The sequence below is a fragment of the Kitasatospora sp. NPDC023176 genome, assembly GCF_055560495.1.
Window position 1 is genome coordinate 1 of record NZ_JBVHIP010000033.1, and the last position, 25,403, is coordinate 25,403.

Consider the following 25,403-nt stretch of genomic DNA (forward strand, 5'->3'; position numbering starts at 1 on the left):
GGATCAGGCTGCCCCCAGCTCCACCGCCCTGCTGCGACAGGGTCAGCGGCGAAGGTCTCTCACCTCCACTCGAACCACAGCGCCTCACGGCGCACGCACGACCTGCGCCACACCGCGGCCAGCATCATGATCGCCGCCGACATCCCCGTCGCCGTCGTCTCCAAGACCCTGCGCCACTCCACCATCGCCATCACCATCAACCTCTACGGCCACCTCCTCAAGGACTCCGCCGACGAAGCCGTCAAGGCGCTCTCCGCCGCCCTCGACCACGCGGACGCCCAGGCAGCCCGCCAGACGGACCCCGCCGTCGGTCGCAACTTCGGACAGGCGGCGTGAGCCGGACGGAATCCACCAGTGCACCGGGCAGCGCAGGCATGGGCTGCCCGGCGGCGTCTGGGGCACGGGATCGACCGATCTCCCGTCGTCTTCCAGGTCAGGGGCAGCTGCACGGGGATTCCGGAGGTCGTCTCCACTCGCGCGACCAGGTCGGTCGGGATCGGCACATCGAGCCGTACTGCGGCCGGTGTGTAGAGGTCCGTCTCGATCTCAGGCGTCGTGAGGGACACGAGGAGGTCGTAGGAGGCTGGCTGGCCGACGCGGTCGGATCTGTTGTGGGACTTCCACCAACCACCGGTCGGGTAGACCGCCAGGGCTCCGCAGTCGGCGAGTCCGGCCGCGGTGCCGCGCCAGATGTCGGCGGGCAGGGAGCCGCGGTTGCGGTTCTCGGAGCCGACGAGCCAGGCCTTGTCACCCTCGAACTTTCCGGGGTGGTCATGCCGTCGTCCTCGGCCTGTGCGTCCTTCCCGATCCGTGTTTCGAAGTCGGCCAGGTTCTCCATGCCCTTGACGCGAACCGCAGCCGGTGGGACGCGTAGGTGTGCTGGCCGAGGACGCCCTGCCGGCCGGGATGCCCGCAGAGCAGTCGCCACCATGTGCGCCGCCAACTTCGCCACCGCCGGACGCCGGTAAAGCCGGTCCTCCACAGAACCATGACACGCGGCCCCGCCCCAGAAAAGGCCGTTCCCCGCATCGCTGCGGGGAACAGCCTTCCGGCCTGCATGAGCGTAACGCCGACCGGGGCAGCAGGATCTGAATCTGTGCCCCCTTCCCCCCATTCACCCTGTGATCTTTCCCGCCGAAAAGGCGGACATTTTTTCGATCACGAGTCGCAGAGCCAGGGATCCTGCCTCAGTGATCTGCATATTCGCCTCCTCGCGATCGTCCTACCGGTAAATTCTCCCGGCACTTTCGAGGATACTCCTTGCTGCGAGAATTCGAGCCCACCATGCACATTAATATTTGAAAATTCCTCCGCGTGGAGTTAGCCCAGAAATTCCACCCGAGAGATTTCCTGCGCCTCACCCCACAGTCGCAGGATCCACCCTGGCCGAGGTGTCGCGAAGTGCCGGTGAGGCGTACGCCGATCCGCGTGGAGACCAGGCGGTGAAGCCGGCCGACGGAGAGGACCGCTACGGGCAAACCGGGGTGCGTGGCGGAGTTCGAGACGAAGGTCGACCAGCGGCGACCCATCGACCACCCCTGCTCACCCCGGAGGGCGGGGCTGCGGCCGGAGTACGGTGGAAGAGCGCACCGTCCACGAGCTGCAGACTTCTGCGGCGCCCTGGCGGTAGCACGTGGCCGTTCACGAACGAGCCCGAGGCAGGTGTCTCGACATGACCGCGACCCCCGATCCCGCCGCCACCCAGCCACCTGGGCCAGGGCCGACGGTCCGCCTGTCACTGACACCCAAGGGCGCCACGCGCGGCCGGCTGGACGGAGCATGGTGGCCGCGCTCGCACGATCTCCTGCGCGAGCTGCCCCCGCTGGCGGCAGCACTGGACCCCACGTGGGGGAAGGTCACCCGTGTCACCGTGAATCCGACGCACTGGCCGGTCATCCCCCGACGCGTCCAGGTCGCAGGCCACGTCATCCACGTCGGGTGGTTCGAACAGGAGCAGGACGCGGACGAGGTGATCGTGTGTTCCTTCACCCCTCTGCGCCTGGAGCTCCTGGTGATTCCCCCCGAGGCCGAAGCCTCCGCCGCCGAGTGGCTGATGACAGCGGCGTCCGACCCGGCCAACACGCGCACCGGCACCGACCTCCTGACAGCCGCGGGCGCGCCGACCGCAGACCCGCGGGCAGACGGGTGACGCCGTTCACCAACGGACACACCACACCGACCATCGTCGGCCCCGGCCCTCCTCCCCCGGTCGGCTGCGGGCTGCTCCGGCTACTTGCGTGACCACTCGGTCCCGGCCTGGGGCTCGCCGACCGTGTGCTGCCCCTCCCAGACCCGGACCCTGATCGCCGACGGTGGCCGTACCGAGTCGCCCTGCCGGCACACCGGGCAGATGGCGGCGGCACACGCCGGAGGGAGAATGGGAAGTGCCCACCGACATCGGAGGTTGCCGATGTTCGAAGCGGCTGACATCCGGGAATGGCGCGGCCCTCGACGCGGTGGATGCCGACCGCCACAAGATCGGCACGCTGGAACCCGTCTACGTCGACACCGCGACGGATCGGCCGGCGTTCGCCACCGTCACGGTCGGGCTGCCCACACGCCGCCGCCTGGTCTTTGTTCCTCTCGCCGACGCGCGGGTCGGCCCGGGCTATCTGCAGGGTCCGGCCCAGGAGCCGGGTCAAGACGGCGCGGGGATCGGCATCGACGGCGTACTGCCGGCCGAGCACGAGGCGGCGATCTTCGCCCACTACAAGCTGGACTACGCGCCGGGCACGAGCGGTGAACGCCGCCTGGCACGCCGATAGGACCCGCGCACGCATCGAAGGAGCCCGAACGATGGCACTGGTGCTGTTCCTGATCATCCTGGCGATCGTGCTCGGCATCGTCGGCGTGGTCATCCACGGCCTGATCTACCTGCTGTTCATCGGCATTGCCGTACTGATCATCGCCGTGGCCATTTCCGCCGTCCGGTTCCGGCACGGCGGCCGCTCCTCCAACCGCTGAGACCCGCCGGTAGTCCGCCAGTACGGGGAACCGCTTCGCAGTAGGTGCCTGCGACACGCCGAGTCGGGGCCGCCGGTCCGGAACCGGGTGAGGCGAGCGAGGCACGGCCCTGCGCTCCGAGCACGAGACAGCCTGCGTGCGCCTTGCCCCCGGCAGGGGACGCCATGCGTAACACTGTGTGCCGTGTCGGATACGAGTCGAGGCGGCGAGGGCGGCGCACCGAGCCCCGACGCCCTGCTGTCGGCGCTCGACGCGGAGCAGCTCGGGGTGTTGCGCCGGGTGGGGCTTGAGTGGGGTCGGGTTGCCGGGGATCCGCAGGCATGGCGGCGTGCGCTGCCGGTGGATCCGGATCTCGGTCGTTATCCCGCTCCTTCGGAGATCCTGCCGGTCCGCTTCGGTCGTTTCGTGCGGGTCGCCGCGGTTGGCGGAGGACCGCCTGCGGTTGAGGCGACCAGCGAGGACACACGGACTTCTCGGCTCGGCCGGGTCGGTACCGGGGTGCGACACGTGGTGCTCGGGGCTCCGCTGAGGAGCACCGCGATCGCGCATGAGCGGATGCGCAAGCTGGTGGCGTTGCCGGTGCTCTCCGCCGACGCGCTCTCCTCGGTCGCGTACGGGCCTGAGGCGATGCTGGGCGTCCTCGTCCTGGCTGGTGCTGCGGGTTTGCGGTACTCGGTGCCGATCGCCGTGACGATCGTGTTCCTGATGCTCGCGGTCGGGGTGTCGTACCGTCAGACGATCCGGGCGTATCCGCACGGCGGTGGTTCGTACATCGTCGCCACCGCCAACCTCGGCCGCGTTCCCGGGTTGGCGGCCGCTGCCGGACTGATGACCGACTACATCCTCACGGTCGCGGTCTCGATCGCCTCCGGCATGGCGGCGATCACCTCTGCGATCCCCTCGCTCCAAGGCGACGTCGTGCCGATCGGCGTCGCCGTGATCGCCGTGCTGCTCGCCGGGAACCTGCGCGGTGTGCGGCAGGCGGGTGCACTGTTCGCCGCACCGACCTACGCCTTCGTGATCGCGGTCCTGGCACTCGTCGCCGTGGGTCTGTCCGACGCGGCCGGCCGCGGTTCCCACCCGGCGGCGACACCACACCTGACCGCGACCGAGGGCGTCAGCCTGCTTCTGGTCCTGCGTGCCTTCGCCTCGGGTTCGACGGCGATGACAGGCATCGAGGCGATCTCCAACGCGGTGCCGGCCTTCCAGCCGACCGAGTGGCGCAATGCCCGCACGACACTGACCTGGATGGTCGGCCTGCTCGTCGCACTGTTCGCCGGCACGGTCACACTCGTCCACCTCGACGGCATCATCCCGAACTCACGGGAGACGGTCCTGTCGCAGCTCGCCCATCGCACCTTCGGCTCGGGCTTCGGCTACGTGTTCACCCAGGCCGCCACCGCCGCGATCCTGCTCCTCGCGGCCAACACCGCCTACAACGACTTCCCCCGCGTCCTGTACCTGCTGGCCCGTGACAGCCAGGCACCGCGGACCTTCCTGCGACTGGGCGACCGCCTGGCCTTCAGCAACGGGATCATCCTGCTCTCCGTCGCCGCGGCCGCGATCTACGCGGCGTTCGGCGGCAAGACCGGCCCCCTGATCCCGCTCTATGCCGTCGGCGTCTTCCTCGCCTTCACACTGTCACAGACAGGCATGGTCGTGCACTGGTGGCGCCTGCGCGACCGCCACTGGCGCAAGAGCCTGGCCTTCAACGCCACCGGCGCCCTGCTCTCGGCGATCGTCCTCATCACCGCCGGCATCACGAAGTTCACCGAGGGCGCCTGGTTCGCCGTGCTCACGGTGGGACTGTTCGTCCTGGTCACGACACGAATCCGGCACCACTACGACACGGTCGGCGCGGCGATCGCCCTGCATCCCCATGCCGTCGAAGTCCCCAGCCGTACCATCACACCTCCGAGTTCGGAGGGGCGCACGGCACGAGGCACCGCACGGGCATCGGGCGCCGCGCCCGGAGCGCCGTTCGAGACCACGGCCGAAGCCGAGAGCGAGGAGACGCCCGAGGAGATCCACCCCCTGTCGATCGTGCCGATCGCCACCCTGGACCAGGCCGGCATGCGGGCCCTCGCCTACGCCGCCTCGCTCCAGCAGCCGGTCCTCGCGCTCCACATCAGCTCCAGCGCGGACGAGGCCCAACGCTTCCGCGCGTACTGGAACCTGTGGGGCGACCACCTACCCCTGAAGATCGTCCTCTCCCCCTATCGCGCGATCGTCGCACCGCTGGTCAACTACATCGAGTCGCTGCACCACCAGCGCCCGGACCTCACCCTGACCGTCATCCTCCCGGAGATCGTCGTACGGCACTGGCGCCACCGCCTCCTGCACAACCGGCTCGCGGCCAGGCTACGGAGAGTGCTGCGCCCCCTGCCGAAGGTCGTCATCACGACCGTCCCGTTCCACGTGTAGGACAGCGGCGGCACCGAGCAACCCGGAGGTGTCCGATCGCGCGCAGTGGCACATCCGCTTCGTCGTGCCACCGGGACGGTTCCTCGTCCGCCCCCCGGAAAGGCCGACCCTCGGCAAGGGCGGGCACAACGGATAGTTGGCCCCGGGCCGACCAGGGCACGGAGGTGGACTCCGGGCCCCTTGGGCGGGCATGACGGGGCTCCGGTGGTGGGCCCGGGCTCAAACCTGGACAATCAGGTCATGGCAAGCCTTGAGGCGGACCCCGGAACAGTGCATCTGGCCCATGGGGCGGGATACGTCAGCCCCGGCGTTGCGCTCGGCGAGTCGGTCCGGGGCATCATTCGTATCGACAAGCACGGATGGGTGCACGTTACTCAGAAGGACGGATCTCGGGTGTCGTTCCCGCCGCATGCTGTGGAACGCATCGACTGGGGCGAGGGCGCTTCCTAGACACAAGGCTCCGAGCCTTGCCGCGGGCAGAGCACGGCCGCCCCGTCGCACGCGAAGGCGCCTGTGCCGTGCCGGTGAGAACGCCGCAAGGGCGCACCGTTCAGCCACGGCCGCCGACCCGCCACCGCGAGCCGGGTCCCCAGGGCGGTCGTCCCGGCCCGGGTCGGCGGGCCGGCTCATCCGGGGGCTCCTTTCGGAGTCTGGTCGTCGACGATCTCCGCATCGACGACCTCCTCCTCATCGCCGCTCTGCGTCGGGCCGGTGCCGGCCGCGGCTTGCGGGCTGCCGGCCTGGGCGTAGAGGGCGGTGCCGATCTTCTGTGCGACAGTGGCCGCGCGCTCCATCGAGGTGCGGATGGCCGTGGCGTCCTCGCCCTTGAGCTTGTCCTTGAGATCCGCCAGGGCCCCGTTGACCTCGGCCGTGACGTCTGACGGGATCTTGTCCGGGTTGTCCTGGAGGAGTTTCTCGGTGGAGTAGACGAGGTGTTCGGCCTGGTTGCGGGTCTCGGCGGCCTCCTTGCGGCGACGGTCCTCCTCGGCGTGCTGCTCGGCCTCGCGCATCATGCGCTCGATGTCCTGCTTGGGCAGGGAGGAGCCACCGGTGACCGTCATCCTCTGCTCCTTCCCGGTGCCGAGGTCCTTGGCCGCGACGTGCATGATGCCGTTGGCGTCGATGTCGAAGGTGACCTCGATCTGCGGCAGGCCGCGCGGCGCCGGCGGCAGGCCGGTCAGCTCGAACATCCCGAGCTTCTTGTTGTACGCGGCGATCTCGCGCTCGCCCTGGAAGACCTGGATCTGCACGGACGGCTGGTTGTCCTCGGCCGTGGTGAAGATCTCCGAGCGCCGGGTGGGGATCGTGGTGTTGCGCTCGATCAGCTTGGTCATGATGCCGCCCTTGGTCTCGATGCCGAGGGACAGCGGGGTGACGTCCAGCAGCAGGACGTCCTTGACCTCGCCCTTGAGGACACCGGCCTGCAGGGAGGCACCGACGGCGACGACCTCGTCCGGGTTGACGCCCTTGTGCGGGTCCTTGCCGGTCAGCTCCTTCACCAGGCCGGTGACAGCCGGCATGCGGGTCGAGCCGCCGACGAGGATGACGTGGTCGATGTCGGACACCTTGATCCCGGCGTCCTTCACCGCCTGCTGGAACGGGGTCTTGCAGCGTTCCAGCAGGTCAGCGGTGAGCTGCTGGAACTCGGCGCGGGTGAGCTTCTCGTCCAGGTGCAGCGGGCCCTCGGCCGAGGCCGTGACGTACGGCAGGTTGATCGTCGTCTCGCTCGTCGAGGACAGCTCGATCTTGGCCTTCTCGGCGGCCTCGCGCAGCCGCTGCGCGGCCATCTTGTCCTTCGACAGGTCGATGCCGTAGCCGTTCCTGAACTGCTGGACGAGGTGGTCGACGATCTTCTGATCCCAGTCGTCGCCGCCGAGGCGGGTGTCGCCGTTGGTGGCCTTCACCTCCACCACGCCCTCACCGATCTCCAGCAGGGAGACGTCGAAGGTGCCGCCGCCGAGGTCGAAGACCAGGATCGTCTGGTCACTCTCCTTGTCCAGCCCGTACGCGAGGGCCGCGGCGGTCGGCTCGTTGACGATGCGCAACACCTTCAGGCCCGCGATCTCCCCGGCTTCCTTGGTGGCGGTGCGCTGGGAGTCGTTGAAGTAGGCGGGGACGGTGACGACGGCGTCGGTGACGTCCTCGCCGAGGTAGGCCTCGGCGTCGCGCTTGAGCTTCTGCAGTACGCGGGCGGAGATCTCCTGCGCCGTGTACCGCTTCCCCTCGATGTCGCCGGCGTCGGGGAAGCGCCAGTGCGGGTCGCCCATGCGGCGCTTGACGGAGCGGGCGGTGCGGTCCACGTTCGTGACGGCCTGGCGCTTGGCGACTTCGCCGACCAGCACGTCGCCGCCCTTGGCGAACGCCACGACTGACGGGGTGGTGCGCGCCCCTTCCGCATTGGGGATGACCGTGGGCTCGCCCCCCTCCAGGACACAGACGACGGAGTTCGTGGTGCCCAGATCGATACCGACGGAGCGAGCCATCGCGGGGCCTCCTCCCGCACGAGCGGATTCCTTGAGCCAACCCCCTCTGCCTCACTCGTAAGACGTGAATCGCCCGATGTCAAGGGCTTGCGGGAGTCCGGCGGCGGGGGCCCGCGCCGGACCGCTGGGGCGGTGGCCTGCGCTGTTCAGCGTCGGGCTGCCCGCCGCGGGGCGGGAGGGGCCCGAACGCCCGGTCGAGGAGCGCGAGGCCGTCGGGAGCAGTTCGGGGAGGAACAGCTCATCGACCGGGTCAACCGCGTCGAGCGCTCGCAGGACGGGGTGCGGGCCGTGGTGCGCGCGCTCTCCCACGTCCTGAAGGAGAAGCGGGGCGGGCACACGAGCGACGGCCGCCCTGTTCCTGATCGAGTGGCGCTGAGAGGGTCGGCACCCTCCACCACGGCTTTCGTGACCGGCCGGGCCAGCCCGGTGCGGGCGGAGTAACGTGGGGATATCGGAGCGGCCCGAGCCACCGCTCCCCCGAGTGTCGGCCCTCGATCAGCGGGGGCCGGGCCACGTCTGCGGATGGGTGGCGGGCCATGTCGGACGAAGCCGGTGCTGCGTTCCCGGGACTTCTGCCGGACCGGTTCCAGCAGGCGACGAAGCCGGGGACGGTCCTGTTGCGGCTGGAAACCACACAGTCGCGCGAGGGCGTGCTCGACGGAGCGTGGTGGCAGCGTTCACGGGCCGTCGGCGCCGAGCTGCCTGGTCTGGTCAGGGCGTTGACCGAACACCTCGGCCCCATCGCGAGCTCGGCCTGGACACGGAAGCCTGGGACGACGTCCCGGCCCGCCTGGTCGTCGACGGCCGGTCGGTGCACATCGACCGGTACCCGGTCGGCGACGACACCGTGATCATCACGCGGGGCGACCGCGATCACTTCAGCCTGCTCGTCGTCCCCCCGCAGGCGAGCCGGGAGGCGGCCCTGGCTGCGATGGCCCACGCGGTCGAGGCCGGCGGAACCGACTCGGCACGGCAGATCCTCATCGCCACCGGCATCGGTCCCGAGCCACCAGCCGCAGCGTCCTGAGGGACGGCCTCGTGGGCCGGGCTCCTCGGGCAGACAGGAGAGGCGGGACGCAGAGATGTCCGTCTACGTGAAGCTCTCGGCCGACGCCCGGGCGCCGGCGGAGCCGTCGAAGGGGCCGCTGGACCTGCAGTACGAGGACGGCACGGACGACGGTGTCACCTTCGAGTACGACCTGCATCCGAGCGGCGCGCTGCGCGTCCTGCGGGTCTTCGAGGACACGCCGCACCGCATCGAGGCGTGCTTCAGCCCGGGGGCGTGGCTTCAGGTCGTGGGCACCTACCTGCGAAGCGGCTCCGAGTACTGACGGCGGTCCACTCCGGGCGAACCGCAGGCCCTCGGCGGCGGTTCGCCCGGAGTGCGGTTGCGGGTGAGGCGCGGGATGGCCGGGTACTTGCGTTCGCCGGCCCTCCCCGCTCCGGTGTCAGCGTTCGGGAGACGGATGCATCCTCGGGGACGCCATCGGTGACCCGTCGAGCCGGAGGTCCTGCACTTGGGGTGGGCCGGTCACGACGGGAGCATGCCCGGTTCGGCCCTGTCGCCGCCATCGGAGGCGGGGCAGGCTCACGGTAGGACCGCAAACCGGTCCCGCGCCTCCCGGTCGCTCCGCTCGTGGCGACGCGTTCCCGAACCTGGCTGTCGACGCAGGTGCGCAATGGAAGGGAGCTGAAATGACCGCCGTGATCGCAGTCCTGGTGGTGCTCGTCATCCTGGTCCTGATCGGGCTCGCGATGTCGATCCGCATCGTCCGCCAGTACGAGAAGGGGGTCGTCTTCCGGTTCGGCCGGATCACCGGAGCACGCGACCCGGGACTGCGCCTGATCATCCCGTTCGCCGACGTCATGCACCACATCTCGCTGCGGATCGTCACCATGCCGATCCAGTCCCAGGGCATCATCACCCGCGACAACGTCAGCGTCGACGTCTCCGCCGTCGCCTACTTCCGCGTCGTGGACGCGATCAAGTCGGTCATCGCCATCGAGAACGTGAGCTCCGCGATCAACCAGATCGCCCAGACGACCCTGCGCAAGGTCGTCGGCCAGCACACCCTGGACGAAACCCTTTCCGAGACCGACCGCATCAACCTGGACATCCGCCGCATCCTGGACGTCACCACGACCGAATGGGGCGTGGACGTCACCTTGGTCGAACTCAAGGACATCCAACTGCCCGACACGATGAAACGCGCAATGGCCAAGCAGGCCGAAGCCGAACGGGAGAAGCGCGCCAAGATCATCAGCGCACAGGGAGAGGCCTTGGCCGCCTCCGCACTCGGCGAAGCCTCCGACACGATGATGGCCCACCCGCTCGCCCTCCAACTGCGCAACCTGCAGAGCCTCGTCGAGATCGCCGTCGACAAGAACAGCACCGTCGTCTTCCCCTCACCCCTGATGAGCACCATCGGCGAACTCGGCTCCTTCCTCTCCCGCGAGGCAACCGCCGCCGCTCCGGCACCGCAGCCGCCCCTGGACCGCCCGGACGCCCAACTCCCGGCCAAGCCCGTCCGGCTCCCTGTGCCCGACCCCGTTCACGTCCCGGCACCCAACGGGGCGACCGGGACCCCGTAGACATCGCTGTCCCTTCCGGCCGCGGTGCTCTCCGTCCGTCGCCGGCGACGGACGGAGAGCACCGCGCGAAAGGCCATCGCGAAGATGACTCCGCCATTGCACACACCGCGCCACGGGCCGCGCCGCCTCGTCGAGCGTTGGAAAGCCGCAGCGACCGACCGCCGCGCGCGTGCCACCGCCCGGCGGTGGCGGCACGTCGGCACCGAACCGCGCTGGGCGCGCAGCGATCTGCCGGCCCGGCGACTGCTCGGACGGATCTTCGCCCCGTTCTTCCTGCTCGGGACCATCGTCTTCACACTGCTTGCGGCGAACGCACTCCCCGCACCGAGCGCCGACCGTGCGTTCTACGCGGGCCTCGCGGTGCTGTGCGCCGTGTCCACCGCCGTCGCGGTGATCGACCTGATCGTCATCCGGCGCCGGATGGCAGAGCAACGGCGGTGGCACCGCTGACGACGCGGCCGAGCGGAAGGCATAGTCGCAGCGGGACCACCGCAGGAGCGGAACGGCGTCCGCACAAGCCATAGCCCCTCCCGATCACCCACCGCGGCCAACCAAGTCCAGCCCTGTGGGCAACACCGTGGCGGGAGGCCGTCCGAGCGATGCCGCGACAGCTGAGGAACAGCGGCGCCCGTCGCAGTCGCCGTCGGCGACGGGCCCCGCCTACGGTTGGAAGCAGGACGCGCCGATGTCCGGCTTCCGGTTGCGCAACGCGTCGAAGGTACGGTCGTCCAGCAGAGGAATCGAAGGTGGGCCGGGTGGATCCGGAGGATGGATCCGGGCGGGCGGATGTTCCCGACCGCAGCCACCGACTTGACGACGAGATGGACGAGATCGTCGGACGTCTGCGGAACCTGGCTCACACCCAGCGCCGTTTCCAGGACCTGCTGGACGCGGTGATGGCGGTGGGCCGGGAGCTGGACCTGCCGGTCGTGCTCCGCCGGGTGATCACCACCGCGATGGGCCTGGTCGACGCCCGCTACGGCGCACTCGGGGTGCTGAGCGACGACGGCGAACACCTGGAGGAGTTCATCCCCGTAGGGCTGAGCGAGCAGCAGGTCGCAGCGCTGAGCGGGGTCGCCCTTCCGCACGGGCGCGGACTCCTGGGACATCTCATCGAGCACCCCGAACCGCTGCGTGTCGCGGACATCGGCGCCCACCCGGACGCGGTGGGCTTCCCGCCGGGCCACCCGCCGATGCAGACACTGCTCGGGGTGGCACTCACCGGACGCGGACGGGTCTACGGCAACCTGTATCTTTGCGAGCGGCGCGACGGGCAACCCTTCGACGACCACGATCAGGACATCCTCGTGGCGCTCGCCGGCGCGGCCGGCCTCGCCATCGAGAACGCCCGCCTCTACCGGCAGGTCCGTGCCAACGCCGAGTACTTCCAGCGCCTCCTGCTTCCCAGCCTGCCCGACGTGGCGCCCTTCTCCGTCGCCGCGATCTACCGGCCCGCCGCCGCCCCGGACCACGTCGGCGGCGACTGGTACGACGCCCTGATGCTCCCCGACGGCGCCTGCGCCCTGGTCATCGGCGACGTCGCCGGACACGACCTGAAGTCCGCCGCCACCATGGCCCAGACCCGCAACATGCTGCGCGCCCTCCTCTACGACCGCCTCACCCCGCCCAGCGCCGTCCTGACACAGCTCGACCGCACCCTCCAAGCGATCACCGACAACCCGATCACCACCACCTGCCTCGCCCGCATCGAACCCGCCGAGAACGGCTGGACACTCCACTGGAGCAACGCCGGACACCCGCCACCGCTCCTGATCGGCCCCGACGGCACCACCCGCTACCTGCACGCCGACCCCGGCCTGCCCCTCGGCGTCGACCCCGACGTGCCCCGCCCCGACCACAAACGCCCCCTGCCCGGCAACGCCACCCTGGTGCTCTTCACGGACGGCCTGGTCGAACACCCCCACCGCCCCCTGGACGCCGGCCTCACCGCCCTTGCCCAGGTCACCGCCGCCCACGCAGGTCTGCCCCTCGAGGACCTGTGCCGGACCCTGGCCGACGCCCACCTCGCCGATGGACGCGACGACCTCGCCGTCCTCACCCTGCGCACCCCGCCCACCACGCCGACCCCCGGGACGCCGGCGGCACACTCCCGAGCCCGGGAACAGGACGTACCCCGTAGGCCCGCAGCCCGGTCATGAACCGGCTTGCCGCTTTATCCGCACCGCGGGGCGGAGGGACTCGGCCACCTCTCGATCGAACGGTTCGGTGTCGGGGGTGAGCACTGCTGCGGCGGCCGCCGCCACCCCGAGGGCACAGGCCTCGACCGGATCGTCGCCCGCGGCCAGCCGAAGAGTGAGTGCGGCCACCATGGCGTCTCCGGCCCCGGCGTCGCTGAGCGGCTCGCCGGGCAACGGCGGGACTCTCAACTCGGTGTGACCGTGCCTGGTCGAACAGAGTGCGCCGAGTTCCCCGAGGGTGGTGACGGCGATCTCAGTCGCTCCTGTAGCGAGTAGGGACTCGTTGACGGTGCGGGCGTCGTCGAAGCTCCGAACCGCCCGGCCGGCGAGGCTGGCGGCCTCGTGATTGTTGCACCTCCGCAGAAAGACGCCCTCGTGCAGCGACTCGCGCAGGGCCCGCCCCGAGGTGTCCAGCACCAGCCGGGCCCCGGCCTCCTTGACCCGACGGGCGACAGCCGCGTAGAAGGTGTCGGGCAGGCCGCTGGGCAGGCTTCCACTGGCCACGACGTACTGGTGACCGCCGGCTGCTCGGCCCAGCGCGTCCAGCAGACGCCCTCCCTCCGAGTCGTCCAGTCGCGGGCCCGGCGGCACGATGTGATAGCTGCGGCGTGACTCGGTCTCGAACAGCACGAACGCTTCGCGGGTCTCACCCGCGATCCCGAGGGAGAGGTGGTCGACCCCCTCCTCGTCCAGTAGCCGGTTGAGGCGCCGGCCGACCTCGCGGCCGGCGGTGTGGACGGCGGTCGCCCGTCCTCCGAGCCGCGACACGTCCCGGGCGACGTTGATCCCTCCCCCGCCGGCGGCCACGAACCTGACCCGGGCGCGGGTCTTGCCGATGTCCGCCAGGCGGTCGACCTCGTAGCAGATGTCGACGGTGGGGTTCAATGTCAGGGTGAGGATCGGAGGCACGGTCTCCGGCAGCGGACTCCTGCCGCGGCTCTCTGCCGCCGGCGCGCCGGACACCTCAGGGCCGCTCACCACGGTGGCACAGCGGTTGTGACGTCAATCGTCCGTGGCTGCCCGCCCGGGCCCTCCGGACAGGAGCGCGACTTCGTGGGAAGGTCCGGGCACGATGGCCACCAGCACCCACCACGGCGTAGCAGTTCGGCGGCCATCTCGATCTCCTCACTCGGTCACTCCTTCCATCGTGCTGTGCGAGGACGGGAGGCGCGATCGGGAGCACCCGGCAGCCGCCGGCCTGTGTGCTTGCCTGCGGACCTCAGACCGCACGGGCAGGTGAGCACGAGGGCCGGCCTGAGGTGTCGTTCCGCCGACGGGCTCCGGACCGGACCTAACGTCTGTTCGGTGAAGAGCCGACACGAAACATGGGTGCGGCCGCCCGGGCTCGATCCCGAGGAGGCGGCAGAGCTGCTCCTGCGCGATCTGCACAGCTCGCGGGTCGGACTGACCTCGGTCGAGGCGCAGCGGCGGCTGTTGCAGTACGGCCGCAACGAGCTGCGCCGGCGTGGCGGCCGACGCTGGCCGGGGGAGCTGGCCCGTCAGTTCACGCACCCGCTCGCCCTGCTGCTGTGGCTCGCCGCGGTGCTGCTCACGGTCGTGGGTTCGTTCGTGGTGGCGGTCGCGGTCGTGCTGATCATCTTCCTCAACGCCGCGTTCGCGTTCGTCCAGGAGGTGCACGCCGAGCACGCGGTCGAGGCGCTGGCCGCCTACATCCCCCAGCGGGCGAAGGCCCTGCGGGACGGTGTCCCGCGGGAGATCGACGCCACCGAGCTGGTCCCGGGCGACATCGTCGTCATCGAGGCGGGTGACCGGATCGCCGCCGACATCCGTCTCCTGCAAGGGGCCATCGAGGTCGACATGTCGGCGCTGACCGGGGAGTCGGTGACCACGTTGCGCTCGGCCGCGATCCTGGACGTGGACGTCCCGGTGCTCACGGCACACGATCTCGTCTTCAGCGGCACCAGCTGCACCGGCGGCGAGGCTCATGGCGTGGTCTTCGCCACCGGGATGAACACCGAGATCGGCCGCATCGCCGCGCTCTCCGAGCGGGTCGAGCAGGAGCCCAGCCCACTGGAGCGCCAGGTGCGCCGGGTCGCCTGGCTGATCGCGATCGTCTCGGTGTCCCTGGCACTCGCCTTCATCCCCCTGGCCACGTTCGGCATCGGCCTGTCGCTGGTCGACTCCGTGGTCTTCGCGGCCGGCCTGCTGGCCGGCATGGTCCCCGAGGGGCTCCTGCCCGTCATCACCCTCGCGCTCGCCGTGGCAGTCCGGGCGCTCGCCGCGCGCGGTGCCCTCGTCAAACGGCTCAGCGCGGTGGAGACCCTCGGCTCGACCGACGTCATCTGCACGGACAAGACCGGCACCATCACCGAGAACCGCATGCGTCCCACCCGTGTGTGGACCGCCTCGGGCCTCCTCGACCTGGACGACGCCGCGGCGCTCCAGCGCGGCACCCCGGCCGACCCGGTCCAGGCCACGGTCGGGCGGATCGCGGCCACCTGCAACAACGCCCGCCTCGAACCCGGTGAGGAGCCCAGCGGTGATCCCACCGAGATCGCCGTCCTGCTCGCCGCCCGCGAGCTGGGTGCCGGCCTCGCAGCCACCGAGCGCGAGTCGGACCGCTGCTGGCAGTTCCACTTCGACCCGGAACTCAAGCTGATGTCGACCATCGACCGACACCACGGCCGGCTCGCCGTCCGCACCAAGGGAGCACCCGAAGCACTCCTGCCGCACTGCACCACGTTCCTCGCCGCCCAGGGGCAGCAGCTGCCGCTCACCGACTCCGACCGGCAGCGCATCGCCGCCCAGGTCGACGCGTTCGCGGCCGACGGCCTGCGCGTGCTCGCCCTGGCCGAACGGGAACTTCCCCTCGACCGCCGGCCACCGCACCGACGGAGCGACGCCGAGACCGACCTGTGCTTCGCCGGACTGATCGCCATGCTCGACCCGCCCCGCCCCGAAGTCGCCCAAGCCGTACGCGACTGCCGCACCGCCGGCATCCGCATCATCATGATCACCGGCGACCACCCGCTCACAGCGGCCGCGATCGCCCAGCGCGTCGGCATCACCGGCAGCGACCCCACCGTGATCAGCGGCCAGCAACTGGAGCAACTCGGCGAGAGCCAGCTGCGCACCCTGGTGAGCCGGACGCCCGACATCGTCTTCGCCCGCGCCTCCCCCGAGGCCAAGCTCCGCATCGCCGACGCACTGAGCGAGGAGGGACACGTCGTCGCCATGACCGGCGACGGCGTCAACGACGCCCCCGCGCTGCGCCGCGCCGACATCGGCATCGCCATGGGCCGCTCCGGCACTGACGTCGCCCGCGAAGCCTCCACCATGGTGCTCACCGACGACAACTTCGCCTCGATCGCCACCGCGGTACGCGACGGCCGCCGGATCTACGACAACGTCCGCAAGTTCATCATCTACATCTTCGCCCACGCCACACCCGAGGTGATGCCGTTCCTCTTCTTCGCACTCGGCGGCGGACGCATCCCGCTCCCCCTGACGATCCTGCAGCTCCTCGCCTTCGACGTCGGCAGCGAGACGCTCCCCGCCCTCGCCCTCAGCCGCGAACCCGCCGAGCCCGGACTCATGGACCGCCCGCCCCGCCCGCGGTCCGAAGGCGTCATCCAGGGCCCGATGCTGCTGCGCGCCTGGCTCTTCCTCGGCGCCATCGTCGCGGCACTCCAGATGACCGGCTTCTTCTACGTCCTCACCCGGGCCGGCTGGACCCCGGGCGACCCCACCGGCCCGGGGCAGCCCCTGCACCACGCGTACCAGCAGGCCACTACCATGACCTTCCTCGGCATGATCGCCGGACAGATCGGCACCGCCTTCGCCGTCCGCACCAGCCGCGCCTCGCTCCGCTCCGTAGGTGTCCTGTCCAACCGCTACCTCATCGCCGCCATCGCCGGCGAACTCCTCCTCGCAGCCGTCTTCGTCTACACCCCGCCGTTCCAGAAACTGCTGGGCACCGCCGCCCTCCCGGCGAGCGACCTGCTGTTCCTGCTGCCCTACCCCTTCATCGTCTGGGGCGCCGACGAACTGCGCCGCTACCTGATCCGACGGCACAGCTCCCGTTCTCCCCTGCGGCAATAGCCTCGACCCCGCACGCGTCCCGGAACCGCACGCACGTCATCGAACCGTCGCACCTGCGAGGGCCTGACCGGCGGCCCCGGCGGGCTCGTCCCACCCGGGCCACCCGCGGCCCGGCCCGCGCGGTCAAGCCCGTTCGGCGGCAGCCACGTGCTCCTTCACCGCCACGAAGCTGTCCGGCGCCACCGAGATCGAGTCGATCCCCGCGCCCACCAGGAACCGGGTGAACGCCGGGTCGTCACTGGGCCTCTGTCCGCACAGCCCCACCGGGCGGCCGGCCGCGTGCGCCGTGGCGATCAGGGTCTCGATACTCCGGGTGACGGCAGGATCGGTCTCGTCGAAGAGATGCGCGAGGGCGTCGGAGTCACGGTCGACGCCCAGGGTGAGCTGGGTGAGGTCGTTGCTGCCGATCGAGAAGCCGTCGAACCGTTCGGCGAACTCCGCCGCGAGGATCACGTTGGCCGGGATCTCCGCCATCACGTACACCTCAGCCCGTTGCCACCGCGCGGCAGCCCCTCGTCTGCCATCACCGCGAGCACCCGGTCGGCCTCCCCCGTGGTGCGGCAGAACGGGATCATCACCACCACGTTCGTCAGGCCCATCTCCTCGCGGACCCGGCGCAGCGCCCGGCACTCGAGGGCGAAGCCCTCCCGGTAGCCCTCGCTGTAGTACCGGCTTGCGCCTCGCCACCCGATCATCGGATTGGCCTCAAGCGGTTCGAAGGGACGCCCGCCCACCAGTTTGGCGTACTCGTTGGTCTTGAAGTCGCTGGTGCGCACGATCACCGGGTCCGGCCAGCGCGAGGCCGCGATCCGGGCGATGCCCTGGGCGAGGCGGTCCGTGAAGTACCGGGTCCGGTCCTGGTAGCCGTCGGTGAGCGCGTCGACGCGGCGCCGCTCCTCGGCGTCGAGGCGTTCGGGATGGATCAGTGCCATCGGATGGGCCTTGACCTGGTGCGCGACGACGAACTCCATCCGGGCCAGTCCGACGCCGTCCGCCGGCAGCTGCCACCAGCGGAACGCGGCGGCCGGGTCGGCCAGGTTCAGCATGACCCGGGTGCGCGTCTTCGGCAGCCCGGCGAGGTCGATCTCGGACTGCTCGTAGTCGAGCCGTCCGGCATAGACGTGACCGTCCTCGCCCTCGGCGCAGCAGACGGTGACCTCCTGGCCGTCGTGGAGCAGCTCCGTCGCGTGGCCGGTTCCCACGATCGCGGGCACGCCGAGTTCGCGGCTGACGATGGCGGCGTGCGAGGTGCGCCCGCCGTGGTCGGTGACGATCGCGGCGGCCCGCTTCATGATGGGTTCCCAGTCCGGGTCGGTGATCCCGGTGACCAGCACGGCCCCGGCCGGGAAGCGCTCGAGCTCGACGGGTGTGGTCAGCGCGCGGACCGCGCCCGTGCCGATCGCCTCGCCGACCGCGATCCCGTCGACGAGCGACTCCCCCGAGCCGGTCAGCCGGAAGCGGTGCAGCATCGTCGCGCGCCGCCGGGAGACCACGGTCTCGGGGCGGGCCTGGACGATGAAGATCTCGCCGGTCCGGCCGTCCTTGGCCCACTCGATGTCCATCGGGCAGCCGTAGTGCCGCTCGATGGCAACGCCCCAGCGCGCGAGAAGGCGCACCTCTGCGGCGTCCAGCACCCGGCGGACGCGCTCCTCGGCGGTGGTGTCCAACGTGCGGGTGAGGCCCCGGTCGGCATAGACGGCCTTGCGGCGCTTGGCGCCGATCTCGGTGTGGATGACCGGGTCGAGTCCGGGGTTCTCGAGGAGCGGTTTGAAGACCAGGTACTCGTCGGGGTCGACCTGCCCGCTGACCACCGTCTCGCCCAGCCCCCAGGCCGCGCTGACCACGACGGCGTCCGGGAAACCGCTCTCGGTGTCGAGGGTGAACATCACCCCGGCCCCGGCCAGGTCGGAGCGGACCATCAGCTGCACGCCGACCGAGAGCGCCACGGCGAGCTGACCGAAGCCCATCCGCTCGCGGTAGTCGATCGCCCGATCGGTGAACAGGGAGGCGTAGCAGCGTCGACAGGCGTCCAGCAGGGCCTCGCGGCCCCGGACGTTGAGGTAGGTGTCCTGCTGCCCCGCGAAACTCGCCTCCGGCAGGTCCTCGGCCGTGGCGCTGCTGCGCACCGCGACGTCCGGGTCCTCCCGGCCGGCCTCGCGTCCGAGCCTGGCGTACGCCTCGGCCAACTCCTCCTCCAGGGCGGGTGGCAGTGGTGTGCCGAGCATCGCGGCGCGGATCGCCGTGCCCACCTCGTCGAGTGGCGCGCCGCCGTTCAGCAGGTCGATCTGGTCGGTGATCCGCTGCCGGAGGCCGCCGGTGCCGAGGAACTCCCGGTAGGCGTCGGCGGTGCTCGCGAAGCCGTCCGGCCCCCGGACACCGGCCGGGCCCAGGCTGACGATCAGCTCCCCGAGCGAGGCGTTCTTTCCCCCGACAAGCCCGACATCCTCACGGCCGAGACCGGAGAACCGGATCACACGGCGGGTCGCGGGCATGGATTCCTCCGCTGGTGCGAGCGAGACGGCGACGGGTGTGCCCTGGCCTCGTGTCCGCACTGACGTGCGGCAGGCCGGGAGTCGGCCGGCAGCCTCAGTACACACTGGCCGTCCGAACCGCGCGAGCCGACCCGATCGACGAGCGGCCGCGCGTCAGCAGCGCGACATCGGCCGCCTCCAGGTCCCGGCAGTCGATCTCCATGGCGCGCGCTCCGACCCGGGAGTAGGTGGTGTGGTCGGGTTCCCTGGCGTCGGCGTACGCGTGGCAGGCGTTCCCCAGCCAGCTGTCTGCTCGCCGGCCGGGGAAGGCGGCACGACCGGGGCATCCCCGAGCGGCGGCGCAGCCCGCCGTCCCTGCCCGCCCTTGCCGATGACCTCATCCACCCTGGTCAGAGGTGGTTCGGAACGGAACCATCACGGTCACGACCACGTGCCCCTGACGCCGACCGCGGACCGGGCGGCGGATCTCCGGCGCAGGACACCGGCCTCCCACCGGTCAGCCGGAGCGCAGGCGTTGCAGCAGCAGGACCGCCTGCAACCGACTGGTCACGCCGAGTTTGGCGTTGACCCGGCTCGCGTAGGTCTTGACCGTCGAGACGGACAGGCCGAGGCGCTCGGCGATCACCGCGTTGGACAGGCCCTCGGTCAACAGGTCGAGCACCGCCCGCTCCTGCTCGGTGAGGCCGGCCAGCGCGGCCTCGGCGGAGGCCGGGGTGTGCCCGGCCAGCGCGCTGTCCTGCTGGACCATGCGGGCCACCACCCGCCCGGCGACCCGGGAGGAGAGCACCGTCTCGCCGGCCGCGCAGGCCCGGATGCCGCGCAGCAGTTCGTCGGGCGGTGAGGACTTGAGCAGGTAGCCGGCGGCGCCCGCGTGCAGGGCGGGGAAGAGGTACTCGTCGCCGTCGAAGGTGGTCAGCACCAGGACGCGGGTCCCGCCGACCGCCTCGGGCCGGGCCCGCAGGGCCCGCAGCACGCCCGGACCGTCGAGCCGGGGCATGTGCAGGTCGAGCAGCAGCACGTCGGGGCGGTGTTCGGCGAGTGCGGTCAGCGCCTGCTCCCCGTCGACGGCCTCGGCGACCACCGCGATGTCGCTCTCCGCCCGCAGGAGCAGCTTCAGTCCGGCGCGGACCATGCTCTCGTCGTCGGCCAGGACGACGCTGATCACGCGGCGGCCCCCGCGAGCGCGGCGAGCGGCAGCCCGGCCCGGACGGCGAAGCCGCCGCCGGCGGTGGGCCCGGCTTCCAGGGTGCCGCCGAGATCGTCGGTCCGGGCGCGCATGCCGTCCAGACCGTGCCCGCCGGAGGGCAGTCCGGGGCCTTCGGCGGACGTGCCCCGGGTGTTGACCACGGTCACCCACAGCCCGTCCGGGCGGACCTCGACGGTGACGGCGGCGGTGGCGGCCGGGGCGTGCTTGTGGACGTTGGTCAGCGCCTCCTGGACGATCCGGTACGCCGCGTACTGGACGGCCGGGCCGGGCTCTGTCCCGCCCTCCCCCAGGCCCGCCACGGTGAGCGTCACGGCGAGGCCGGCCTGCCGGGACTCCTCGACCAGGGCGGGCAGGCCGCTCAGCGACGGAGCCTCCTCCGAGGCCGGGGTGAGGACCCCGAGCAGTCCGCGCAGTTCGGTGAGCGCCTGGAGCCCGAGGCCTCGGATGAGTTCCAGGGTCTCCCTGACGGTCACCGGGTCGTCGGCGGCCGCGTGCCGGCAGGCGCCGGCGTGCAGGGTGATCAGTGAGACCCGGTTCGAGACGACGTCGTGCATCTCGCGGGCCAGCCGGGCGCGTTCGGCGGCGGCGGCCCGCTCCTCGCCGTGCCGGCGGGCCTCCTCCAGCAGACGGTTGCGCTCGGCGAGCGCGGTGACGGTGCGGGCCCGCTGGTGGGCGGCCAGGCCCAGGGCCAGCGGCACCGCACCGAACACCAACGGGTCCTCGACCACGGTGGCGAGGGTGGCGGGCGCGGCGAGGTCGCCGAGGTCGAGCGGGATCGTCAACCGCAGTCCGGCGAGGAGGCCGAGCACCGCGAGAGCACGGGTGGGGCCGCGCCGGGCGGCCAGTCCGTACAGGGCGACGGCGAGCGGCAGTTGACCGCTGAGCAGGGTGACCGCGGCGACCGCGAGCGGCGCCCACCTCCGGGCGGCCAGTGCGATCGCGCCACCCGCCATCAGGGCCGCGTTGACGGCCGTCGAGCCGGTCGGCCCGACGTCCGGGTCGGCGGCGGCCAGCGGGACGAGCAGCAGGAGGATCAGCACCGGAGGTGCGAGGTCCACGACCGGCCGGGGCAGCCGGGCGTACGGGCCGGCCACCCCCGTGGCGGGATCGGGTTTCGGCCGGTCGGCGGGCTGCTGCATGAGGGCATTGGATCATGCCCGGGTGACCTGCCGGCGCTCACCTGTCCGCGCCGAGGGCGTCCCGAACCGCGGCCACAGCCGGCTTCGGCCCCAGTTCGGTGTCCCACATCAGCTCGTCCCCCGGGGCGAGCGGGTAACTGTCGTGCGCGGCGGTGGAACCGTAGCGGTCGCCCACGCCCCAGGTACCGAACGAGGTGCAACCCGGCGTCTGCGCACAGACCCTGGCCACCAGACCGAACTGGCCGGCCTGCGCCTGCCGGTCCTCGCCGTGCACGTCGATCTCGGAGATCCGCACCGTGAGCCCGAGTTCGGTGAGGTCCTTGAAGTGGTCGGCCAGCGTCTCCGGTTTCACGTGGTCGCCGGACGCGTGGATGTGCGCCTGGAAGCCGACCCCGTCCACCGGCACACCGCGCTGCTTGAGCCGCTTCACCAGCGCGAGGAAGGCGTCCCAGCGGGCGCCGTCCTCCTCCAGGCCGAACTCGTTGAGGTACAGCCTGGCATCCGGGTCGGCCGCGCGGGCGGCCCGGAACGCCTTGTCGATGTACCGCTCGCCCATCGCCTGCTGCCAGATGTGCCGGCGCAGCCCGTCCCGGCCCGGACCGTAGTCCCCCTCCTCGACGGACATCGGCTCGTTGACCACGTCCCACTCGGCGACCCTTCCCTTGAAGTGCCCTGCCACCTCGGCGATGTGATCGAGCATCACTTTCTCCCGCCCGTCGGCCGGCGTCTCCCGCATCCAGCGCGGCAGCGCCTCGCCGAAGACCAGGGTGTGGGCGTGCACCTGCATGCCGTTGGCGGCGGCGAAGTCGACCAGGGTGTCGCCCTCGGTGAAGTCGTAGACGTCCTTCTGCGGGTGGACGAACTGCGGCTTCATGTCGTTCTCGGGCGTCAGCACGGAGAACTGCCCGGCCAGCAGCGACCGGTAGGCCCGGTCGGCGGCCAGCGGCGCGCTCGCGGCGGCAGCGCCGACGCCCAGCGGGCGGGGCCGGTCCGCGCCCAGCGCGCGCAGCGAGTGCGCCTCAGGCCGCTGCTCGACCGACGGAGCGCCGTCCACCACGGCGACGGCCCCGCCCTCCAACGGCCGCACGCGCAGGGCGGCGAGCCGCCATCCCTGGCCGCCGACGGCGGCGTCCGCCCCGAACCAGACCTGCGTCGAACCGAACGCCCCGGCGATCGGCAGCTCACCGAGCGTCCCGTCACCGACCGCGAACCGCACGGTGTCGCCCTGACGGCTCATGGTCAGCACGATGTCGTCCGGCAGGCCCGAGCCGAAGGCCCGCACCAGCACCGGGTCCGCCTTGGTCCCGTCGAAGACGGCCACCTCCAGCCGCCCGTCCACCACTCCGAGCCGCACACTGCGCCGCTCCTGGCGCCACTCGTCGTAGACCACCGGCACCTCGCCGTAGAGCTGGAGGTAGGCGCCGGCGTGCGAGGTGCCGCGCAGGTCGGCGGTCAGCTCGAAGTCGCCGCTGGTCTCCAGGTGCGGGCCGCGCAGGTTGACCGGGGGGTTGGGCTGGCCGCCGGAGCCGTCCTGCCGGACGATCATCCGGCCGAGCGGGCGGATCCGGAGTCCGTCCGGCCCGGCGGTGGCGCCGGCGAAGTGCGACCAGTCGTGCCCGCCGCCGAGCAGGTCCGTACCGCCGACCGGGTCGGCCGGGGTGACGGCGCCCCCGGTGGGGGCCGTGACGGTCGGCGCCGGGGCGGCACCCCCACCGCCGGGCGCGTCACAGGCGGAGATGACGAGGACACCGGCGAGCGCGAGGGAGGTGAGCACGGCGACCCTGTTCGCAACGGTGGCGGGTACGGAAGGCACGGATGGGCTCCTGTCGGGGCTTCGTCGGGGTACACCATCGACCCTATGGACGGGGAAGGTGCGGTTCGGTCGGCCGGGAGGTGGAGATCGGGATGGTCCCTTGGTTGACACCATGCGGACCGCGCCACCGGCGTGACGGTCGCTCGCGGCGGCCGTCCTGGTCAGCGGCCGTCGGCCTGCGGCTCCGTCCTGCACGTTTGCGGCGGTGACCGCCACAGTGACGGCGCGCCACGGAACCAGGCCTCTCCCCAGGGCCGAGGATGCAGGCGGTCGGCGCCGCAATGCCGGTAGGGTCGACGTGCAGGATGGCGTCGAGGAGGTCGCGCGGACCGGTTTGTCGGCCACGCGTCCCGGAGGCCCCCGAAAACTCGGTGCTGCCGAGCAGGCCGGCGGGTCCCGGGTCGCGCCAGGCGGGCCGAGGCGGGGGCGCAGCGGCCGTCGCGGGGCTCCCGCGACGGCCGCCCGCGCTCAGGAGGCGAGGCGACCGAAGGTGAGCGCGGCGGCGACGAGCAGGACGGCGGCGGGCGCCCCGGCGATCAGGCTGAGCACCGTCCGCCGCCTGTCCAACACCCCGGCGCGCAGCAGTGCCGCGTAGGTCAGTGCGCCGTACAGCACCACTGCGGGCAGGGCGGTGATCACCCCGAGTGGGTAGCCGCTGCCACTGAGCCCGAGGTAGACGTGGTGGAGTCCGTGCAGGGTCCAGCCGCCCAGCAGGACGGCGTAGGCGTCGAGCGCCCAGCCACCGGGGCCGCTACGCCCGGTGCCTCCGGCCCGCAAGGCGCGGTCGGCGAACAGGGTGAGGGCCCAGACCACGGCGAGCTCCGCCAGGATCGCGGTGAGCGACTGCGCGACCGTGAAGCGTGTACCGCCTTGGTCCAGGCCGCCGTCGAGCGCGATCGCGACGGCCTCCTCCCCGTCGTGCACCACGAAGGAGAGCGGCAGCCCCCAGATCCACCACCGGGCATCGACTCGTGCCCGTACCAGGTCCATCGTCATGTTCCCCTGCTCACACGTCGGTTGCCGATTGGGTCATCGACGTTGACTCAAATTAGCCCCCGACTCCGATTCGGTCAACAGCGTTGATCAAGTCGGGTAGGATCCAGCCATGTCGACATCAGCTGAGCCGGGCGGCGCACCGCTCGCCGCCTCCAGAGCAGAGCGCCGCAGGCGCGGAGAACAGGCGGTGCTGTCCGCCGCACGGGAACTCTTCCGCCGGGACGGCTACGACGCGACCACGGTGCGCGCCATCGCCGCTCGGGCGGGCGTCGACGCATCGCTGGTGATGCGCTGGTTCACGTCCAAGGAGTCGCTGTTCACCCGTGCGGTCATCGAGCAGTTCCAACTGCGCGGCGCCCAGTGGCAGGAGGAGGGCGGCACGGACGGGGACCCGGGAGAGGGGCTCGGGGAGCGGATGCTGCTCGACTTCCTTCACGCCCTGGAGGACACCGGCGGCAGCGCACTCCACGTCGTCCGCGCGATGCTCTCCCACGAACAGGCGTGGTCCACGCTGCGGGCCGCCTTCCTCGCCGACCCGGACCGTGACCCCATGGTGGCCGCGATCCCGGGCGAGGAAGCCCAGTTGAAGGCGGCCCTGCTCGGCTCGATCATCCTCGGCATCGGCATCGGCCGCCACGTCCTTCGCTTCCCGCCCCTGGAGGAAGCCTCCCCCGAACACATCGCGAGCGTCATCGCCCCCGCCCTCCACGAACTCCTCGCCCCACCGCAGCGGCCGGAGGGCGACACGGAAGGCTGAGCACCGCCTGCCACGGCCCAGCCGATTCGCGTGACGCCCGCGCACCGCTCGCCTGCGACCTCTCCCGGCTGGCCGTCACGGGCTTCGCCCCGGCTGTACCCGTGGTCGCCTCGAAGGAGGCGGGTCACGGGTCGTGGACGGCGTAGCCACGCGTCGGACGGTTTCGGTCCTGCGGCTCGGACGGGGTGGGGCGTCTCCGGCCGTGCCTGCGGTCAGGGAAGCCCGAGCCTTGCGCCGACGGCAGAGACCCCGTGCTCGCCTGAGTCCGGGCGGAGC

Annotated in this window: 19 protein-coding genes and 2 pseudogenes; 13 read left to right on the forward strand and 8 right to left on the reverse strand. The window is 71.4% G+C overall.

What is annotated here, in order from left to right:
- From ACZ3YL_RS33125 to ACZ3YL_RS33150, 6 genes and pseudogenes are all read left to right on the forward strand, one after another.
- On the forward strand, positions 1–336 hold a 336-nt coding region (locus tag ACZ3YL_RS33125; protein ID WP_465660995.1), incomplete at its 5' end, for a tyrosine-type recombinase/integrase.
- A gap of 1,336 nt (positions 337–1,672) precedes the next feature.
- Positions 1,673–2,149, forward strand: a complete 477-nt coding sequence (locus tag ACZ3YL_RS33130) for a DUF5994 family protein (protein WP_465660997.1) — start codon at positions 1,673–1,675, stop codon at positions 2,147–2,149.
- 261 nt (positions 2,150–2,410) lie between these two features.
- A pseudogene (locus tag ACZ3YL_RS33135) lies at positions 2,411–2,765 on the forward strand (PRC-barrel domain-containing protein).
- Between the two features lie 31 nt (positions 2,766–2,796).
- Positions 2,797–2,964: a hypothetical protein gene (locus tag ACZ3YL_RS33140; RefSeq protein WP_465660999.1), complete on the forward strand. Its 168-nt coding sequence runs from the start codon at positions 2,797–2,799 to the stop codon at positions 2,962–2,964.
- 555 nt (positions 2,965–3,519) lie between these two features.
- Positions 3,520–5,388: an APC family permease gene (locus tag ACZ3YL_RS33145; RefSeq protein ID WP_465661001.1), complete on the forward strand. Its 1,869-nt coding sequence runs from the start codon at positions 3,520–3,522 to the stop codon at positions 5,386–5,388.
- Positions 5,389–5,628: 240 nt separating this feature from the next.
- Positions 5,629–5,838: a hypothetical protein gene (locus ACZ3YL_RS33150; protein WP_465661003.1), complete on the forward strand. Its 210-nt coding sequence runs from the start codon at positions 5,629–5,631 to the stop codon at positions 5,836–5,838.
- Positions 5,839–6,014: 176 nt separating this feature from the next.
- Here the strand turns inward: ACZ3YL_RS33150 and dnaK are convergent, their stop codons facing one another.
- Positions 6,015–7,871, reverse strand: coding sequence for a molecular chaperone DnaK (gene dnaK, locus ACZ3YL_RS33155; RefSeq protein ID WP_465661005.1), 1,857 nt, complete (start codon positions 7,869–7,871; stop codon positions 6,015–6,017).
- Between the two features lie 536 nt (positions 7,872–8,407).
- On the opposite strand from dnaK, the pseudogene ACZ3YL_RS33160 reads away from it, so the two are divergent.
- The 5 genes and pseudogenes from ACZ3YL_RS33160 (at position 8,408) to ACZ3YL_RS33180 (ending at position 12,622) form a co-directional block, all read left to right on the forward strand.
- A pseudogene (locus tag ACZ3YL_RS33160) lies at positions 8,408–8,898 on the forward strand (DUF5994 family protein).
- Positions 8,899–8,953: 55 nt separating this feature from the next.
- Positions 8,954–9,202, forward strand: a complete 249-nt coding sequence (locus tag ACZ3YL_RS33165) for a hypothetical protein (RefSeq protein WP_465661007.1) — start codon at positions 8,954–8,956, stop codon at positions 9,200–9,202.
- A 364-nt stretch (positions 9,203–9,566) separates the two neighbouring features.
- Positions 9,567–10,463, forward strand: a complete 897-nt coding sequence (locus tag ACZ3YL_RS33170; protein WP_465661009.1) for a slipin family protein — start codon at positions 9,567–9,569, stop codon at positions 10,461–10,463.
- Positions 10,464–10,487: 24 nt separating this feature from the next.
- The gene (locus ACZ3YL_RS33175; RefSeq protein ID WP_465661011.1) at positions 10,488–10,913 is read left to right on the forward strand and encodes a hypothetical protein; all 426 of its coding nucleotides are present in this window, start codon (positions 10,488–10,490) and stop codon (positions 10,911–10,913) included.
- Between the two features lie 371 nt (positions 10,914–11,284).
- Complete coding sequence (locus ACZ3YL_RS33180) at positions 11,285–12,622, forward strand: PP2C family protein-serine/threonine phosphatase (RefSeq protein WP_465661013.1); 1,338 nt, start codon at positions 11,285–11,287, stop codon at positions 12,620–12,622.
- Here the strand turns inward: ACZ3YL_RS33180 and ACZ3YL_RS33185 are convergent.
- On the reverse strand, positions 12,617–13,642 hold the full coding sequence (locus ACZ3YL_RS33185) for a 1-phosphofructokinase family hexose kinase (protein ID WP_465661015.1): 1,026 nt from the start codon (positions 13,640–13,642) through the stop codon (positions 12,617–12,619). The genes ACZ3YL_RS33180 and ACZ3YL_RS33185 overlap by 6 nt on opposite strands.
- A gap of 324 nt (positions 13,643–13,966) precedes the next feature.
- On the opposite strand from ACZ3YL_RS33185, the gene ACZ3YL_RS33190 reads away from it, so the two are divergent.
- Entirely contained in the window at positions 13,967–16,723 is a 2,757-nt protein-coding gene (locus ACZ3YL_RS33190) for a cation-translocating P-type ATPase (RefSeq protein ID WP_465661017.1), read from the forward strand.
- A 123-nt stretch (positions 16,724–16,846) separates the two neighbouring features.
- On the opposite strand, the gene ACZ3YL_RS33195 is transcribed toward ACZ3YL_RS33190, so the two are convergent.
- The 6 genes from ACZ3YL_RS33195 to ACZ3YL_RS33220 all read right to left on the reverse strand — a co-directional run bounded on the left by ACZ3YL_RS33195 (position 16,847) and on the right by ACZ3YL_RS33220 (position 24,370).
- Complete coding sequence (locus ACZ3YL_RS33195; protein WP_465661019.1) at positions 16,847–17,197, reverse strand: putative PEP-binding protein; 351 nt, start codon at positions 17,195–17,197, stop codon at positions 16,847–16,849.
- Positions 17,197–19,215 carry a phosphoenolpyruvate synthase gene (gene ppsA, locus ACZ3YL_RS33200; RefSeq protein WP_465661021.1) on the reverse strand — a complete coding sequence of 673 codons (2,019 nt, stop codon included), beginning with the start codon at positions 19,213–19,215 and terminating at the stop codon, positions 17,197–17,199. Before ppsA ends, ACZ3YL_RS33195 begins: the two co-directional genes overlap by 1 nt.
- Positions 19,216–19,711: 496 nt before the next feature.
- The gene (locus ACZ3YL_RS33205) at positions 19,712–20,380 is read right to left on the reverse strand and encodes a response regulator (RefSeq protein ID WP_465661024.1); all 669 of its coding nucleotides are present in this window, start codon (positions 20,378–20,380) and stop codon (positions 19,712–19,714) included.
- The gene (locus ACZ3YL_RS33210) at positions 20,377–21,561 is read right to left on the reverse strand and encodes a sensor histidine kinase (RefSeq protein WP_465661026.1); all 1,185 of its coding nucleotides are present in this window, start codon (positions 21,559–21,561) and stop codon (positions 20,377–20,379) included. The genes ACZ3YL_RS33205 and ACZ3YL_RS33210 overlap by 4 nt, the downstream gene beginning before the upstream one ends.
- A gap of 37 nt (positions 21,562–21,598) precedes the next feature.
- Positions 21,599–23,374, reverse strand: a complete 1,776-nt coding sequence (locus tag ACZ3YL_RS33215) for an endo-1,4-beta-xylanase (RefSeq protein WP_465661027.1) — start codon at positions 23,372–23,374, stop codon at positions 21,599–21,601.
- Between the two features lie 468 nt (positions 23,375–23,842).
- Positions 23,843–24,370 carry a hypothetical protein gene (locus ACZ3YL_RS33220; protein WP_465661028.1) on the reverse strand — a complete coding sequence of 176 codons (528 nt, stop codon included), beginning with the start codon at positions 24,368–24,370 and terminating at the stop codon, positions 23,843–23,845.
- A gap of 109 nt (positions 24,371–24,479) precedes the next feature.
- Between ACZ3YL_RS33220 and ACZ3YL_RS33225 the strand changes: the two genes are divergently transcribed.
- Positions 24,480–25,127 carry a TetR/AcrR family transcriptional regulator gene (locus ACZ3YL_RS33225; protein ID WP_465661029.1) on the forward strand — a complete coding sequence of 216 codons (648 nt, stop codon included), beginning with the start codon at positions 24,480–24,482 and terminating at the stop codon, positions 25,125–25,127.
- The last annotated feature ends 276 nt before the right edge of the window (positions 25,128–25,403 follow it).

What these genes read in the sequence shown, in the direction of transcription:
- ACZ3YL_RS33165 (WP_465661007.1), top strand. Translation starts at nt 8,954, where the DNA reads ATGTCCGTCTACGTGAAGCTCTCGGCCGACGCCCGGGCGCCGGCGGAG.
- ppsA (WP_465661021.1), bottom strand. Translation starts at nt 19,215, where the DNA reads ATGCCCGCGACCCGCCGTGTGATCCGGTTCTCCGGTCTCGGCCGTGAG.
- ACZ3YL_RS33140 (WP_465660999.1), top strand. Translation starts at nt 2,797, where the DNA reads ATGGCACTGGTGCTGTTCCTGATCATCCTGGCGATCGTGCTCGGCATC.
- ACZ3YL_RS33150 (WP_465661003.1), top strand. Translation starts at nt 5,629, where the DNA reads ATGGCAAGCCTTGAGGCGGACCCCGGAACAGTGCATCTGGCCCATGGG.
- ACZ3YL_RS33130 (WP_465660997.1), top strand. Translation starts at nt 1,673, where the DNA reads ATGACCGCGACCCCCGATCCCGCCGCCACCCAGCCACCTGGGCCAGGG.
- ACZ3YL_RS33145 (WP_465661001.1), top strand. Translation starts at nt 3,520, where the DNA reads ATGCGCAAGCTGGTGGCGTTGCCGGTGCTCTCCGCCGACGCGCTCTCC.
- ACZ3YL_RS33220 (WP_465661028.1), bottom strand. Translation starts at nt 24,370, where the DNA reads ATGACGATGGACCTGGTACGGGCACGAGTCGATGCCCGGTGGTGGATC.
- ACZ3YL_RS33195 (WP_465661019.1), bottom strand. Translation starts at nt 17,197, where the DNA reads ATGGCGGAGATCCCGGCCAACGTGATCCTCGCGGCGGAGTTCGCCGAA.
- ACZ3YL_RS33225 (WP_465661029.1), top strand. Translation starts at nt 24,480, where the DNA reads ATGTCGACATCAGCTGAGCCGGGCGGCGCACCGCTCGCCGCCTCCAGA.
- ACZ3YL_RS33210 (WP_465661026.1), bottom strand. Translation starts at nt 21,561, where the DNA reads ATGCAGCAGCCCGCCGACCGGCCGAAACCCGATCCCGCCACGGGGGTG.
- dnaK (WP_465661005.1), bottom strand. Translation starts at nt 7,871, where the DNA reads ATGGCTCGCTCCGTCGGTATCGATCTGGGCACCACGAACTCCGTCGTC.
- ACZ3YL_RS33180 (WP_465661013.1), top strand. Translation starts at nt 11,285, where the DNA reads ATGGACGAGATCGTCGGACGTCTGCGGAACCTGGCTCACACCCAGCGC.
- ACZ3YL_RS33170 (WP_465661009.1), top strand. Translation starts at nt 9,567, where the DNA reads ATGACCGCCGTGATCGCAGTCCTGGTGGTGCTCGTCATCCTGGTCCTG.